16 protein-coding genes and 1 pseudogene are annotated in these 15,080 nt (G+C 39.0%); 5 read left to right on the top strand and 12 right to left on the bottom strand.

The features are described 5' to 3' along the window. Positions 1-548: 548 nt before the first annotated feature. From FTT72_RS08710 to ftsY, 4 genes are all read right to left on the bottom strand, one after another. A complete protein-coding gene (locus FTT72_RS08710; RefSeq protein ID WP_180135174.1) occupies positions 549-1,226 on the bottom strand; it encodes a DUF2057 domain-containing protein in 678 nt (225 codons plus the stop codon). Between the two features lie 182 nt (positions 1,227-1,408). Beyond that, positions 1,409-2,002 (bottom strand): nitroreductase family protein, encoded by a 594-nt coding sequence (locus tag FTT72_RS08705; protein WP_180178219.1) that lies wholly within the window; start codon positions 2,000-2,002, stop codon positions 1,409-1,411. Positions 2,003-2,216: 214 nt separating this feature from the next. Beyond that, positions 2,217-2,903, bottom strand: coding sequence for a nitroreductase family protein (locus tag FTT72_RS08700; protein ID WP_180063081.1), 687 nt, complete (start codon positions 2,901-2,903; stop codon positions 2,217-2,219). Between the two features lie 174 nt (positions 2,904-3,077). Then, positions 3,078-4,184: a signal recognition particle-docking protein FtsY gene (ftsY, locus tag FTT72_RS08695; protein ID WP_078188489.1), complete on the bottom strand. Its 1,107-nt coding sequence runs from the start codon at positions 4,182-4,184 to the stop codon at positions 3,078-3,080. 250 nt (positions 4,185-4,434) lie between these two features. Here ftsY and FTT72_RS08690 point away from each other — a divergent pair. Together FTT72_RS08690 and FTT72_RS08685 are read left to right on the top strand one after the other, a co-directional pair. Further along, positions 4,435-5,748 (top strand): annotated as a pseudogene (locus tag FTT72_RS08690) (M16 family metallopeptidase); the annotation flags it as partial. A gap of 126 nt (positions 5,749-5,874) precedes the next feature. Next, positions 5,875-7,443 (top strand): pitrilysin family protein, encoded by a 1,569-nt coding sequence (locus tag FTT72_RS08685; RefSeq protein ID WP_180178217.1) that lies wholly within the window; start codon positions 5,875-5,877, stop codon positions 7,441-7,443. Here FTT72_RS08685 and FTT72_RS08680 read toward each other — a convergent pair. Together FTT72_RS08680 and FTT72_RS08675 are read right to left on the bottom strand one after the other, a co-directional pair. Next, positions 7,367-7,690 (bottom strand): hypothetical protein, encoded by a 324-nt coding sequence (locus tag FTT72_RS08680; RefSeq protein WP_111884935.1) that lies wholly within the window; start codon positions 7,688-7,690, stop codon positions 7,367-7,369. The genes FTT72_RS08685 and FTT72_RS08680 overlap by 77 nt on opposite strands. 109 nt (positions 7,691-7,799) lie before the next feature. Continuing rightward, on the bottom strand, positions 7,800-8,159 hold the full coding sequence (locus tag FTT72_RS08675; protein ID WP_180056128.1) for a hypothetical protein: 360 nt from the start codon (positions 8,157-8,159) through the stop codon (positions 7,800-7,802). Positions 8,160-8,381: 222 nt separating this feature from the next. Here FTT72_RS08675 and FTT72_RS08670 point away from each other — a divergent pair, with 222 nt between their 5' ends. From FTT72_RS08670 to FTT72_RS08660, 3 genes are all read left to right on the top strand, one after another. Next, positions 8,382-8,615 (top strand): hypothetical protein, encoded by a 234-nt coding sequence (locus FTT72_RS08670; protein WP_180022713.1) that lies wholly within the window; start codon positions 8,382-8,384, stop codon positions 8,613-8,615. Between the two features lie 140 nt (positions 8,616-8,755). Beyond that, positions 8,756-9,133: a DUF2750 domain-containing protein gene (locus FTT72_RS08665; protein ID WP_078188495.1), complete on the top strand. Its 378-nt coding sequence runs from the start codon at positions 8,756-8,758 to the stop codon at positions 9,131-9,133. A 106-nt stretch (positions 9,134-9,239) separates the two neighbouring features. After that, a complete protein-coding gene (locus tag FTT72_RS08660) occupies positions 9,240-9,671 on the top strand; it encodes a CBS domain-containing protein (RefSeq protein WP_078193901.1) in 432 nt (143 codons plus the stop codon). 508 nt (positions 9,672-10,179) lie between these two features. Here the strand turns inward: FTT72_RS08660 and trpB are convergent. The 6 genes from trpB to FTT72_RS08630 all read right to left on the bottom strand — a co-directional run bounded on the left by trpB (position 10,180) and on the right by FTT72_RS08630 (position 15,027). Continuing rightward, positions 10,180-11,388, bottom strand: coding sequence for a tryptophan synthase subunit beta (gene trpB / locus FTT72_RS08655; protein WP_180178216.1), 1,209 nt, complete (start codon positions 11,386-11,388; stop codon positions 10,180-10,182). Between the two features lie 129 nt (positions 11,389-11,517). Continuing rightward, entirely contained in the window at positions 11,518-12,705 is a 1,188-nt protein-coding gene (locus FTT72_RS08650) for a VWA domain-containing protein (RefSeq protein ID WP_180177338.1), read from the bottom strand. A 204-nt stretch (positions 12,706-12,909) separates the two neighbouring features. Beyond that, positions 12,910-13,251: a hypothetical protein gene (locus tag FTT72_RS08645; protein ID WP_180178215.1), complete on the bottom strand. Its 342-nt coding sequence runs from the start codon at positions 13,249-13,251 to the stop codon at positions 12,910-12,912. Between the two features lie 189 nt (positions 13,252-13,440). After that, a complete protein-coding gene (locus tag FTT72_RS08640) occupies positions 13,441-14,292 on the bottom strand; it encodes a MoxR family ATPase (protein ID WP_180011248.1) in 852 nt (283 codons plus the stop codon). Positions 14,293-14,313: 21 nt separating this feature from the next. Further along, on the bottom strand, positions 14,314-14,697 hold the full coding sequence (locus FTT72_RS08635) for a hypothetical protein (protein ID WP_078193907.1): 384 nt from the start codon (positions 14,695-14,697) through the stop codon (positions 14,314-14,316). 21 nt (positions 14,698-14,718) lie between these two features. Beyond that, positions 14,719-15,027, bottom strand: a complete 309-nt coding sequence (locus tag FTT72_RS08630) for a YcgL domain-containing protein (protein WP_078188503.1) — start codon at positions 15,025-15,027, stop codon at positions 14,719-14,721. Positions 15,028-15,080 lie beyond the last annotated feature (53 nt).

Here is a 15,080-nt window from a genome sequence, read left to right as displayed (position 1 = left end):
CAGCGTTCAATCTGAGCCATGATCAAACTCTTCAGTTTAAAATCAATAGTACATATAGTGTACCAATCTTGGCTCATCAATTACTGACAAAAATTTGCTCAAATAAACTTCGAGTAATTTCTACCATCAATCAATGAAAATAATTTCGATCGATCAATCAGTAAAAATCCACACAAGTTGTTCTTCATAATCTCTTAATGATCTTCTTAATGCTTCGTCAGCAAATAAGAAAACAACATCAAACAACTCAAAACCTTACGTTTATCACTGTCTGCGTTGGTATGCAGAGTATTATATAGAGTTTCAAAACAAACACAAGCCCCTATCATAGAAATTTCTATAATATTTTGCTTGAATGTATATTTTTTAAACTAAATGCAATTTATTGCTTATTTAAAGATCAATATATCCACATATTTTGCTTTATGAAAGACGAATTTTATAATTCTTGGTGATTTTTATATTCTTCAATCTAAAAAGCCCGTAATTCAACGGACTTTTCAAATAACGCGGATTTCAAGAAAACTAATAAAGTTACGAAAGTAACTTTAGTTTGCTTGCTCAGCCAACCAACTCATGAATTTTTGTCGTTCAGCTTTACTAGCCTTCTGCCAAAGCTGAATTAATTGTTGATCTACTCCATTTTGATGAACAGCTATATTTTTTGGAGCAGCTACAGGAACGGCTACGTTCGTTGGCTTTACTGTTACGGATTGTGCATAAACAGGTGCCGGTTGATTTTCTGGCACAGCTTCTTTCTTCGCAAAATCTACGGCATTACCCAATACACCATTGGAGAAAATCGATTTTTGTTCTTTCTTTGCCCCAGCTTGCTGCACAAGTAATTGATTAGATTTGTCATACAACCCAAATATTGGTTGGTCTTTATATTTTTGCGCAGCATCAAAATCTTTTGGTGCATTGACTAGACCCAAACGATACTCTTGACCATCAATCAGTGCTGGAGTACGAATAGCGGCCACACCTGACTTTAAAATATCGTGAGAATTATCAGCATGTTGAAAAAATTCGCTATAACGTACCGTTAATAGGTTTTCACCTGCATCTAGCTTATACTTCTCCGTAGATCGAAATAAACCACCAGTAACTTCTTGATCATTAACTGCAACTATTTTAATTTCTTCCGGAACAGTCAAAGTTACAGCTGCAAATCCGGCACTACTTAACATCAGCGCTGCAGCAGCAACAGTTAATCTTAAAGTCATCATTATCACTCTTTATCAATTATTTAGTTTGGAATGCACTATGCAATGCATATATGACAATCTTATGACATCTAACAATCACTGTATATTTAGTTTCAAGACATTATTTTGATATTCATTCAAGAATTTTGCATATAAAAAAAGGATGCTTAATGCATCCTTTTTAATTCAACACACCATCATTACTTGAATGTTTTGAATCGTTCTTCATCTGCAATAAAGGTTTTTTCACCTGCAGGCGCTTCAATCGAACCGAAAACAAGTTGTGCACGTAGTTTCCATTGATCTGGCACATCAAATGCCGCAGCTGTTTCAGCATCAACAATTGGATTGTAATGTTGTAATGACGCACCAATATTTTTTTCAGCCAAAGCCGTCCAAGTAGCAAATTGAGCAATCGCCGTTGAGTGTTCAGACCATATTGGGAAATTATCTGCATAAAGCGCAAATTGTTCTTGGAGTGCTTTTACTACAGCCTGATCTTCATAAAATAATGCTGTACCAAAACCTGCTGCAAAACTATTAATCTTGCCATTGGTTCCTTCAAATGCATCTGCAGGTACAATTTTACGTAAAGTTTCACGTACGATATTCCAGAATTTTTGATGTGCATCACCAAACAGAATAACGACACGAGACGTTTGAGAGTTAAATGATGACGGACTTAAACGTACTGCATTTTTAATGGTTTGCTCAATTTCATCTTGCGATAAAGTAACGTTATTACCAATAGAATAGATTGTGCGACGTTGTTCGATTTGATTCAAGAATGACATTACAAGACCTCTTTTTATTTTCAATTAGCTGACTAAGTTGAGATTTATAATAGGTGATGTTTTTAACAGTTGCATGACTATATTTACAACATTGTGTCTTATTTCTAGAACAATCAGTTGCAAGCATCTAAATACCTACAACCCACTTACATTCAAATATTGGTTCACAGTCTTTAGGACAGCAGAAATCAAAGCAACCTACAGAACATAGAAATTACTCATAAATTCTAAACTGATCTTGATCTTCTGGTTCTAAACGTTCAGGCGCTTGACCTTCAATTGAACCAAAGACCAACTGCGCACGTAGCAGCCATTGTTTTGAAATATTAAAGTGTTCGGCAACGGCATAATCAATGTGTGGATTATAGTGTTGTAAACATGCGCCTAAACCTGCATCTGCGATCGAAGTCCATACTGCGAATTGAGCCATGCCTGACGTTTGCTCCGACCACACTGGAAAATCTTCTGCACTTAATGGCACTTTCTTTTGTAATTGTTGAATCACAGCTTGATCTTCATAGAAAAGCACAGTTCCCAGGCCAGCTGCACACTGATCTATTTTGAGCGCCACACCTTCAAAAATATAACTCGCAACATTCTTGCGTTGTACGTCTTTTACAATGTCCCAAAATTTTTGATGAGATTCGCCAAATAAAACTACAATACGTGTGCTTTGCGAATTATATGCAGATGGACAACTTCTTACGGATTCTTGAATCAGTTCCGCCAAATAAGCCTGACTGTAATGCACCTTTTTTCCAAGCTCGTAAATACTGCGACGTTTCTTTAGTTGGTCGACAAAGGACGCTTCTACTTCTTGTTCGGTAGTTTTCTTTTTTAATTTAAAATCTTTAGTGATATCCGCAGTCAATACATGACCAATTTTATCGAGTAACGCCACCCTAAACACCCCAAAGCAATTTTTATATATAACAACAATTCCTTACTTATTCTAAGGGTATATCAGGCTAAATTTTGACTATGATTTATTCACATGTTGCTTTTTAAATCAATCAGTAAGTTCAAAAACAAAAAACTCCGCATTTTGCGGAGTTTATGTGACATTTAACGCAATTTATTTATCAGTTTCAAATAATGCTGCGACAAATGATTTTGCTGAGAATGGACGCAAGTCATCAATTTTCTCACCTACACCAATAAAACGAATTGGCACATGGGTACGGCTTGCAATATTAAATAACACACCACCTTTCGCAGTACCATCCAGTTTAGTAATGGTTAGACCTGTAAGCCCTACTGCCTCGTCAAACATTTCAACTTGGTTAATGGCATTTTGACCTGTACCTGCATCAACAACCAACATCACTTCATGTGGAGCTGTAGCGTCAATTTTTTGCATTACACGTTTTACTTTAGACAACTCTTGCATGAGGTGTCCTTTGTTGTGTAAACGACCTGCGGTGTCTGCAATCAGCACGTCTACGCCTTTTGCACGAGCACTTTCGAATGCATCAAAAATAACTGAAGCAGAATCTGCACCATGACCTTGCGCCACAACTGCAATATTATTGCGTTCGCCCCAAATTTGTAATTGCTCTGTTGCTGCTGCACGGAATGTATCACCAGCAGCCAACATTACTTTTTTACCTTCACCTTGTAAGCGTTTTGCTAATTTACCAATCGTGGTGGTTTTACCCACACCATTCACACCAACAACCAAAATCACATACGGATTTTTATTGCTGTCGATATGTAGCGGTTTAACACGTGGTGCAAGTAATGCCACAAGTTCTTCTTGAAGCGCTTTATATAAAGAATGTGAATAGATTAAATCGCCACGTTCAGTACGTTCAGTTAAGTTCGCAATAATCGTTTTCGTTGCATCCACACCAATATCAGCAACCAAAAGTTGCTCTTCGACTTCTTCTAAAAGTTCATCGTCAATTTCCTTCCCACCGATCAGGATATTCACCATGCCGTCTGCCAAGTTCTTACGTGACTTTGCTAGACCTTCTTTCATTCGACTAAAGAAGCCGCCTTTCGCCTTCGAGTCTTCAGTTTCTGACTCTGTTTCTTGTAATGGTGCAGCAACTTCTTGCTGTACTTTCGGTGTCTCGATAATCGGCACATTTACCGCAGGTAAACTCGGTAGCGTGACATCGTCATCACCGATATCAGCATCAATCAAAAATTTATTCTGCCCATGAGATTGCTGTTGCATGCCGAATCCTTGAAAAGCACTGCGTTAAAAAAACCGATTCTATCATAAGTTATCTTAAATTGAGTCGATACACGCCTGTCAGAGCGAAGCACACTAAAAAACAACATGTTGAACTTGCAATCAAAATTAACTTTAGGAAAACTAGATAGCTATAAAATGCATTTTAATGGATTCCTTTGTGTCCCATAAAAACAGATTTTCTCCTTATTTTTTTAAAACTTTATTTCGCTCTGCGCTTCCTATCTGTGTCATCAGCAGTTGCCTTTGGTCTGCAACTCATCTACATGCAGACACACGTACCCAATTAACACGTAGCACCTTTGAAACCACACTTAAAAATGGTTTAAAGGTCATTATCCGTGAAGACCACCGTGCGCCGATGGTAATGACCCATATTTGGTATCGTGTTGGCAGTAGTGATGAGTCGGGCAATCTATTAGGGATCTCTCATGCACTTGAACATATGATGTTTAAAGGAACCACTAAAGTTCCTAATGATGAATTTACACGTCTCAGCCGTATCTATGGCGGCAGCATCAACGCTGCAACCTTCACCAATTACACCAATTATTATCAGTTGTATCCAAAAGCCTATTTTCCTATGGCGTTGGAGCTCGAAGCGGATCGTATGAGTAATTTACGATTACAACAACAAGATTTCGACCCTGAAATTAAAGTGGTTATGGAAGAACGCCGACAGCGTACAGATGACAACCCTCGTTCTTTGGCTTATGAACGTTTCAAATGGATTTCTTATCCAACCAGTCATTATCGCCAACCTGTCATTGGACACATGAAAAATCTGCAAAACATCAAATTAGCAGATTTAAAACAATGGTATAAAGATTGGTATACCCCAAACAACGCCATTTTGGTGATTGTCGGTGATGTCGATGCCGAAGCAGCCATTCGTCAAGTTCAAAAATACTTTGGTGATATTCCATCACGTAAAACACCTGACCGTAACGATGTGATGGAATTCGAGCGTGTGGGCTATCGTCATATGGAACTAAATTTACCCGTACAAGTGCCCAATTTGTATATGGCGTGGAATGTGCGATCACTGGCTACCGCCAAAAACCCACAAGATGCTTATGCACTCAATATTATTCGCAATATTTTAGACAGTGGTATTTCGTCGCGCCTACAAGACAAACTGGTACGCGATAGAAAATTACTCACCGCTGTAAGTGTTTCCTATGACCCATACAATCGTGGAGACAGCTTGTTTACCATTTCAGCACTCCCTGCCGATGGAATCAAAATGGAACAAGCGCAAAAAGCCATACAAGATGAAATCGACACTTTAAAAACAGAATTAGTCAAAACACCTGAAGTTGAACGTATCACCACACGTTTTGTCTCCAATTTAGTCTATAACCAAGATGACATCAGTAGCCAAGCCAAGACGATCGGCAACTTAGAAGTCAATGGACTCAGTTTCAGGCTAATGGACGAATTACCAAAACTATATGAAAACGTCAGCGCACAGGATATTCAACGTGTCGCTAATGCGTATTTTGTCCGAGAAAATTTAAGCACCATGTATCTACTTCCAGAACAGACGGAGGTTCCAACAACCTCAAATAAAACAGATCAAACAGTAAAATCCGCTCAAACGGAAGTTGTTATTCCAGAGCAACAAATCAGCTCAACCCAAAACACTGAAAGCGTCTTGTAAGGATTAGTGATGACTATTACGAAAATTTTATCTCTAAGCTTACTCACTGCGTTTGGCTCAATCCTTCATGCAGAAACTTATAAGGAAAATGTTCCCGACCTCAACGATAATCCGAGCCAATTACAATCTATCCCCATGCTGCAAAGTTTAAAGAATTTACAGATTGATAAAGACTACCGCGCTCCGCTTGTTCAAGTGCTGAAAAACCGAAATGGTGTGAATTGCCTGTTTGTTGAATCACAAGATCTACCTATGGTGGATATTCAACTGACCTTTAATGCAGGTTCTGCTCGTGATGAAGAAGTCGGAAAAGGCTTGTATGGTGTTGCCAACATGGCTGCACGTTTAATCGATGAAGGCACAGAAAAATACAATGCAACGCAAATTGCCTCGGTTTTTGACCAAACAGGTGCTCAATTTAGCGTACAAGCACATCGAGATATGTTTGTCGTTCGGCTGCGCGTATTATCAGACCCTAAAAAATTAGAACCTGCTTTAAGTATGATGATGGACGTGATTAAAAATGCGACTTTTAAAACCTCCAGTCTAAACTTAGCTCTCAGTAATAACCAAGCTGGTCAGAAGCAACTCCAAGAAAGCCCTAGTCGCTTAATGAATATTCGATTCTATCGGGCTGTATACGGCACACACCCTTATGCAGAACCGATTACGGGAACCAATGGCAGTATCAAAAAAATCACCCCAGACATTTTAAAAAAGTTTCGTGATCAATTTTTAGTTGCTCAAAACTTGAATATTGCCATTACAGGCAAACTCAGCAAAAAAGAAGCTCAGAACCTAGCAGAACGTATTTCTGGAAACTTAAAGCAAGGCGAAAAAGCCAAGGCACTTGCACAACCAGAAGAAAAACAAGGGTTTGATATTATCCATCTTCCCTACAATTCCACCCAAGCCAACGTCATATTTGGACATTTAGGGACGACCCGTGATAACAAAGATCGATTAGCCTTAGAAGTAGCCAATCGAATGTTTGGCGGTGGTGGTTTTAACTCGGTCCTCATGCAAGAGCTTCGTGTCAAACGTGGCTATACTTATGGTGCCTATAGTGCATTTAGCTTTAGCCAAGCGCCCGGTATCTTTAGTTTTAGCTATGGAACACGTCAAGATCAGCTGATAGATAGTATTCGTGTTGCGCATAAAGCCTTTAATGATTTTGTCAAAATGCCTATTGATCAAAAACAAATGGAAGAAACCAAAGCCGGTATGCTGCGTGCTTTTCCGAATAATTACAGCAGTAATGCAACAATCAATGCACAGCTTGGTCTATTGGGCTTTTATCAACAAGACCCAGATTATTTGACCCAGTACCCTAAATTATTGGAAAAAATAACTGTAGCTGATGTACAAAATGCGGTTCGTACCTACATGCACCCTGAAAATATGACGGTGATTGTGGTCAGTAAAACCTTAGATAAAAATGAAGTACAGCAGATATTGGAGGAGAATGTACAAGCAGCTCCAACCAAGATAATCCCTGCGACTAAGGCTGTTCCTCTGCCAAGGCCGGAAGTTGATGTGCCCGCACAGACTCCATCTGATAAGCATGCATCAATTTAAGATAAGCACCCACACGGATGCGATCTTGCTGTCTCAGCAGCATCGCCATTTCCTGTGTTTCAGGATAACTTTGCTGCAAAGCAAGTCGTGACACGTTTTGGTATTGCTGTACAGAAATAGGACGATATAAGGCAATCACAGCCAATACCAAAATCACCACGATCATGACTGAAACAAAGATATTATAAATTTGCTCTAGCTGTATTTTAGATTTGAATTGAATAATTTTTTCTAAATCAATAGTCATACACTACCTCAGGTTCAAAGTAGTGTATGGCTGACGTTCAAGAAGTTCAAGTCACAGCGCTTAAAACTGCATCAGTCCACTGTTTCAGTCTGTGAGTTAGCTAAACAATTTACTGAATAATGGTACGTATCACCGCAAAATAAAGAATCAATGCAATAATCGCCAAAACGATAAATACTGCAAAAATACTCATTCCACCCTCTGCATGCGCAGGATGTAAATCATCATCATCGGCGATTTTGAGTAATTCTCCATTATATGCATTGTAAAATTCTAAGCGCTGTGCCTTATCTAAATCCCGTGTGAAATCATATACACGTTTGCGCTGTGCCAAACCAAAATCCCCTAAATGAATCTCCTGATGAAAAATTGCTTCATCAAGATTGCGACGATGTAGATGTGCCAACTCCACAATTTGCGCTAATGTCGGAGGATAATCTAAAGTTAAACCGTCTAAAACTCTTGTCATTTTACTTCTCCTTATTATCTACAACTTCTTATGATAGTATTTTACTCACGAAAACAATTGTCCATTGTTTAATCATGTAAACCATAGCAAATTAGAAATATTTACGTGAATAGTTGACAATTCAAGATAATTGTAATATTAGTTTAATAATACTTAGTTAAATTAGTTAATAGGGCTAAAGAATGGGCCCTTAATGATCATAATTAGAATAAGGAGTTAAATATGATTCAACAATTCTCTCAACATGAACTCGAACATGTATACGCAAATGCGGTAAACACAATTCAATCTCAAATGAACTTCAGCGATGCAGTTCATGAATTGGAAAATGCAGCTCGTGCTGGACATGGTAAAGCAGCGTTATTTTTGGCTGAACTTTATTATCAAGGCTTCCGCGTAGAACGTGACTCACTCAAAGCGCAATATTGGCAGAACATGGCCACCTTGCAAGCATAACAAAACGTCACTAAGGTGGCGTTTTTTTACACCCTTCAACTTTTGACTACATAAATTCTTACAATCCAGTTCAAAGCTTACACAGCTTTTTCATAAGAATTTCCTACAATAGGAGCAACATCAACAACACGCTGCATATGATGTCTAAATTAAAGCAATATAAACCTATTCCAAAAGATTTATTTTTCAAAATTAGTATTTTAAAAACCATGATGTACTGTGGAGTCCTTTGGGGTCTCTACCACCAACAAGGTTGGGCAATGACCAGCGATCAAGATCATATTATCTTCCCGTTTTGGCTAAATGGCATTCAAGCGCATAAATATGCCAAAAAGCATTGGCCCAACTACACTCCACGACGCATTACACCAGAAGATTTTGAGGCATCGCTATTACCAACATTGACACGCCTTAAAGTTATCCCTGCGTTGCATAGCTCAAGTCACATTCGTCTCAAGCTCACAACATCACAAATGCGTTTATTCTTTTTTAACCAAGATAAGATTCAAATGGCATAAAACCCTCAGTGCATGTTTGACCTCTGCATGCACTGAAAAGTATTTGCTTTTTTCAAATTTCGCGCTAATTTAAATTAAACAAAAACTACTATAAAGGAATGAAAATATGACTACAGTTGCCCAAGTACTTAAAGACAAAGCTTATCAAGAAATTTACACCATCACCCCAGATGCGACTGTACTCGAAGCCATTTCCCTGATGGCACAAAAAGGCATTGGTGCCCTCGTTGTGACCCATGAAGGCACGGTCGTTGGGATTTTGTCTGAGCGTGATTACACACGTAAAATCGCCCTGATGGAAAGAACCTCTTTCGATACCTCTGTCAGCGAAATCATGACCGGTAGTGTCATCACTGTAACAAGTGCAGCGACTGTCGAAGAATGTTTAGAACTCATGACAGATCGCCATTTACGTCATTTACCTGTCGTTGAGGAACAGAAATTGACTGGCTTAATCTCCATCGGTGACCTTGTAAAAGCAGCAATGGATGATCAACGAAAACTGATCGAACAACTTCAACAATATATTTCAGGCTAAACTCAAAAATCCCCCTTGATAAGCTTTAAGGGGGAATTCTAAATATCAATAATTTTATATAACTCACATTTTGTAATGACATACACATTACAAATTAATTACTTTTCTCAATTTCCTTTCTTATGTTGAAACCTGCTTTAGATAAATTAGCCCACCTTGATGCCATCATTTTAGAATTGGAACGCTTGATGGTTTCTATGAAAGACGATGAACTGCTGCAATACGAAAGACGATGAGCTGCTGCAATACCACCGACGTACGATCAATTTAGAGATTGCATCTTCTATCACAGAAATTTTAGATGCAAAGGCAATTATTTATGCACTACATCCTGAGTTAATTTCAATTTTATCAAGCTTTGACCATATTTTTTATAAAAATTACGTCAAAAAAAATATCCCAGTTAAAAACCTGGGATACTTCGAATATAGATCGGGCTATACAACTGCAAAAGATTTTTGCATCATCAACAGATGATGAGCAACTTAGTCTTTTTTAATGGCAGTAATTAATTTAAACCTAATTTTTCAGCCACATAGTCTGAGTCTTTATCGCCCCGGCCTGAAACGTTAACAACAATCTTCACATCTTTGGCAAGTTTTGATGCTTCACGAATTGCCCATGCAACCGCATGTGAACTTTCTAGTGCAGGCACAATACCTTCTACACGTGAAAGCGTCATGAATGCATCTAAACATTCTTGATCTGTCGCTGTTGTATATTCAACACGACCTAGGTCTTTTAACAAGCTATGTTGTGGTCCCACTCCAGGATAATCCAAACCTGATGCAATTGAATGCACTGGTAATGGTTCACCCTGTTCATCTTCAAGGACATAACATGCCATGCCATGAATTTGACTTGGCTTACCCAATGTCAACGTCGCAGAGTGCATATTGGTATCTAAGCCATGACCAGCCGGCTCTACACCCACAAGTTTAACATCGGTGTCATTGAGGAATGCTGTAAATGCACCAACGGCATTGGATCCACCACCCACACATGCAACCACATAGTCAGGATTTGCACCAAAACGCTCGTTGGTCTGAACTTTAATTTCATCACCAATAATTGACTGGAAGTCACGAACCATTTTCGGGAATGGATGTGGACCAACCACTGAACCAATCGCATAAATAAAATTGGTTGGATCTTTTAAATATTCTTCAAATGCGCTATCTACTGCATCTTTGAGCGTAGCTGTACCACGAGTAACAGAGATTAGGTTGGCACCTAAAATCTTCATTTTCACCACGTTTGGATGTTCTTTTTCAATATCCACTTGCCCCATGTGAATTTCACATGGAATGCCCACTAAGGCACAAGCCGTTGCCAATGCTACACCATGCTGACCTGCGCCGGTTTCAGCAATCACTTTGGTTTTACCCATGTATTTTGCTAATAAGGCTTCGCCAAGGCAGTGGTTAATTTTATGCGCGCCAGTATGGTTGAGGTCTTCACGCTTGAGGTAGATTTGTGCACCACCTAATTTGTCAGACAAGCGCTTCGCATAAAACAATGGGCTTGGACGTCCAACATAGTGTGCAAACAACTCTTTCAATTCATTTTGAAATTCTTCTGTATGACGAATTTGCTCATAAGCAACATTAATGTCATCCATTGCCTGTTTTAAATCTGGTGGAATGAACTGCCCACCGTATTCACCGAAGAAACCTTCTTCATTAGGTAATGCGATACCATTAATTTGATGATCCATCATATTTCCTTCATGTTGTATGCAAAACAAAGACTTTTAAATACTATCCAATTTTGAAAATAAGAAACAATGCAAAATTGGAGTAAGTAATATAAACATCATTGATAAGAAAAGTATCGTTTTAAAGCTTTAGCGCGCTAAATATTTCGTCATATCTTCCACACCTTTGAGGGTCATTGGGAACATATGTTCTTCAAAAATTTGTTTAATCGCAGCAATGGTTTGGGTGTAATGCCAATAACTTTCTTCTTCTGGGTTTAACCATGCTGTTTTATCAAAATGATTGCGTAAGCGCTGTAACCACACCTGACCCGCTTCATCATTCATATACTCCACAGAACCACCTGCCGAGTTCAACTCATACGGTGCCATACTCGCATCACCGACCACGATGACACGGTAATCTCGACCATAGGTGTTGAATAGATCCCATGTATTCATACGCGTGCTTGAACGGCGAATATTGTCTTTCCATACATAGTCATATAAACAGTTATGAAAATAGAAATACTCTAAAGTTTTAAATTCAGTTTTTGCAGCGGTAAAGAGCTTCTCACATTGGGCAATATGTGAATCCATCGACCCCCCCACATCAAACAGCATCAATACTTTAATGCGGTTACGTCTTTCTGGAACCAACTGCACATCCAAAATACCTTGTTTGGCCGTTTCACGAATGGTTCCGTCGATATCTAGCTCTTCTGCTGCACCTTGACGGGCAAATTTACGCAAACGACGCAAAGCCATCTGCATCTGACGACTTCCGAGAATCTGCTCATCATCTAGGTTTCGGTATTGTCGTTGTTCCCAAACTTTCACCGCAGATCGTTTACGACCAGGCCCACCGATACGTACGCCTTCAGGATGGTCGCCATAGGCACCAAAGGGCGAGGTACCGCCCGTCCCAATCATCCGATTACCACCCTGATGCTTTTTATGCTGTTCGCGCAAACGCTCTTCGAGCATTTTCATCAGTTCTTCTAATGATCCGGCTTTTTTTAATTCTTCTCGTTGTTCTGGTGTTAGATGCTTTTCGATGAGTTCAAGATCAAACCAATCCTTTGGCAGTTTATGTACCTGATTTAATAGCTCATCCAAATCAAAGGTGGCAATACCGTCAAAATAGTCCTTCATTGCACGGTCGAACTTATCAAAGTAACGTTCATCTTTGACCATGACGGTTTTTGCAAGCTGATAAAATTCATTTTGATCTGCAAAGACCAGCCCTGCTGCCACTGCTTGGTTCAAGTCAATCAATTCACGAGTTGAAACAGGAACACCGTATTTTCGAAGGGTATAAAACAATCGCACAAACATAGGCGAATAAAATCCAATAAAAATTAAATATCAGGAGGTCAAATCCAGTGTGAATGCATGTGATCTTGTTATTTCATCTGCAACTGAGTCTTGCCTTTACGCATACCATTATGAAAAATTGATCCCTACAAGTAAAGCCAAAAGCTTTTACTGTGTGTTCATATACGTTGCCCTACCTACCCAAAGAAACACAAACGGCATGATTTATTCGCAAGTCGCATTTCTTTCTTTAAGTGATTTTTTAAGAGTTTCATATTTGCGCTGAACATCGAGACGATCCTGCTGCAACTTTTCAATGGATACGATTTTATGAAAACCTTGATGGTTTCTATAGCGGTTAAAGTCATTTAGATTCAAGATCACAAAATCATAGTATTTCAGCTCGAGTACAGTTGCAGCACAGGCCTTTTGTTGAATGGTCGTTTGAGCTACAAGATGACCTGATTGATCGATGAGTTTTTCTTCAAGCTGATGTTCTGCAACTTGCGCCCAATACGCATCTTGGAGTAGCTGTTGATGCTGCTGTTCAAACTGAGCATCATCCATCGCATAGCTATAACCAGTAAATACAAGCTCGCAGCCAACAAAAGTACAGTCGGCTTTAATCTCCTAGGTACAGCTATGTGTACACGAGATACGTATGCATTTGTCTGCATAATTCACCTTTATATTTTTTAATGCTCAAAATAAAAGCCGGATAACCGGCTTTTAAATCTTTGATAAAATTAATAGCAATTAACGACGTGACATAAATGCTAAACGTTCAAGCAATTGCACATCTTGTTCGTTCTTAATCAAGGCACCATAAAGTGGTGGAATTGATTTCGATTTATCTGTATTGCGTAAAATATCTTCTGGCATATCATCCGCCATCAGCAAACTCAACCAATCAATCAACTCAGAGGTTGAAGGCGGTTTCTTTAAACCCGGAATTTGACGTAATTTAAAGAAAATTTGTAGTGCTTCAGAGACCAAGGTATTTGAAATATTTTCAAAATGTACATCGATGATTTCACGCATGGTTGCTTCGTCAGGGAATTCAATATAATGAAAGAAACAACGACGCAAGAAGGCATCTGGAAGTTCTTTTTCATTATTTGAAGTAATGATCACGATTGGACGTTGTGTTGCCGTAATTGTCTCACCCGTCTCATACACAAAGAAGGACATTTTATCGAGTTCATGCAGCAAATCATTAGGGAATTCGATATCTGCTTTATCAATCTCGTCAATTAGAAGTACACAACGTTCTTCACTAGTGAATGCTTCCCAAAGCTTACCCGGCTTAATATAGTTTTTGATGTCATAAACACGGTCATCGCCCAACTGACTATCACGCAGACGAGATACGGCGTCGTACTCGTACAAACCTTGCTGAGCCTTGGTCGTTGATTTGATATGCCACGTAATGAGCTTAAGCCCTAAGCTTTCAGCCACTTGTTCGGCTAAAAGTGTCTTACCTGTCCCCGGCTCACCTTTAACCAAAAGTGGCTTTTGCAATGAACGTGCAGCTTTTACTGCAAGTTTTAAACTATCGGTCGCAATATATTGATCTGTACCAGTAAATTGTTGAGTTTCAACAGACATGACATAACCTTATTTTTTTATTTAAAGCGGTGAAATTTTCTTGTTTACAACGTGCTGTGGTTTCGCTGCATTGTATTTGGTCCAAAAATAACCGAGGACTAAACCAATACCCACCACAAAGAGAATCAACGATAGATTCAACCAAACCAATGGCTGATCTTTTGTTAATACACCAAAAATCAAACCAAAAATCGCAGGTGCGATTGCTGCATTTGAACCTTCAGAAACGGTTGGTGTTAATAAAATAGCAAATACGATAAGCCAACCAATGGCACCGATCGTTTTGGGTAAGCGCTTCATCAGCCCATACCAACACAACAAAGCAATTACAGCCCCACCTAGGTAAACCGTAATTGCAATACTGCTTTCAGGAATTGAGTCCAATACCGATACTACACCATTCATTTTCACAACTCCTGAATTAACTTAAGCGCCGCGCAAGCCTTCTGGCTCAACTGCATTTGGGTCAATTAAACCTTCTGGAGGCATTTGAATAAAGAACCCTTTTGTTTCAATTGAATCTAGTACATGCAATACGTTCACACGTGCAAGTTTGCGTGATTCACTGAGTTCTAGATCCATGACAAATGTGGCACGACCAAATGCTGTACGTAAAGCATCAGGCATTACTGCAAGCGGATCAGTCGCTTCAGTTTCGTTTTCATTAACTTCAGGACGGGCAATATAAAGATACATTTCATCTTTTTTGCTCGATTTGTAGATAGAACAGTACATAATTGAATCAATACTCATTAAACGCAAGGCAAAGGATACATCAAAAAAAAGAC

The organism is Acinetobacter sp. YH01005, from assembly GCF_013420465.1.
Taxonomy (GTDB): Bacteria; Pseudomonadota; Gammaproteobacteria; order Pseudomonadales; family Moraxellaceae; genus Acinetobacter; species Acinetobacter amyesii.
This window is presented reverse-complemented; position numbering and strand designations above follow the sequence as displayed.

What these genes read in the sequence shown, in the direction of transcription:
- FTT72_RS08710 (WP_180135174.1), bottom strand. Translation starts at nt 1,226, where the DNA reads ATGACTTTAAGATTAACTGTTGCTGCTGCAGCGCTGATGTTAAGTAGT.
- FTT72_RS08705 (WP_180178219.1), bottom strand. Translation starts at nt 2,002, where the DNA reads ATGTCATTCTTGAATCAAATCGAACAACGTCGCACAATCTATTCTATT.
- ftsY (WP_078188489.1), bottom strand. Translation starts at nt 4,184, where the DNA reads ATGCAACAGCAATCTCATGGGCAGAATAAATTTTTGATTGATGCTGAT.
- FTT72_RS08685 (WP_180178217.1), top strand. Translation starts at nt 5,875, where the DNA reads ATGACTATTACGAAAATTTTATCTCTAAGCTTACTCACTGCGTTTGGC.
- FTT72_RS08680 (WP_111884935.1), bottom strand. Translation starts at nt 7,690, where the DNA reads ATGACTATTGATTTAGAAAAAATTATTCAATTCAAATCTAAAATACAG.
- FTT72_RS08675 (WP_180056128.1), bottom strand. Translation starts at nt 8,159, where the DNA reads ATGACAAGAGTTTTAGACGGTTTAACTTTAGATTATCCTCCGACATTA.
- FTT72_RS08670 (WP_180022713.1), top strand. Translation starts at nt 8,382, where the DNA reads ATGATTCAACAATTCTCTCAACATGAACTCGAACATGTATACGCAAAT.
- FTT72_RS08665 (WP_078188495.1), top strand. Translation starts at nt 8,756, where the DNA reads ATGTCTAAATTAAAGCAATATAAACCTATTCCAAAAGATTTATTTTTC.
- FTT72_RS08660 (WP_078193901.1), top strand. Translation starts at nt 9,240, where the DNA reads ATGACTACAGTTGCCCAAGTACTTAAAGACAAAGCTTATCAAGAAATT.
- trpB (WP_180178216.1), bottom strand. Translation starts at nt 11,388, where the DNA reads ATGGATCATCAAATTAATGGTATCGCATTACCTAATGAAGAAGGTTTC.
- FTT72_RS08650 (WP_180177338.1), bottom strand. Translation starts at nt 12,705, where the DNA reads ATGTTTGTGCGATTGTTTTATACCCTTCGAAAATACGGTGTTCCTGTT.
- FTT72_RS08645 (WP_180178215.1), bottom strand. Translation starts at nt 13,251, where the DNA reads ATGGATGATGCTCAGTTTGAACAGCAGCATCAACAGCTACTCCAAGAT.
- FTT72_RS08640 (WP_180011248.1), bottom strand. Translation starts at nt 14,292, where the DNA reads ATGTCTGTTGAAACTCAACAATTTACTGGTACAGATCAATATATTGCG.
- FTT72_RS08635 (WP_078193907.1), bottom strand. Translation starts at nt 14,697, where the DNA reads ATGAATGGTGTAGTATCGGTATTGGACTCAATTCCTGAAAGCAGTATT.
- FTT72_RS08630 (WP_078188503.1), bottom strand. Translation starts at nt 15,027, where the DNA reads ATGTACTGTTCTATCTACAAATCGAGCAAAAAAGATGAAATGTATCTT.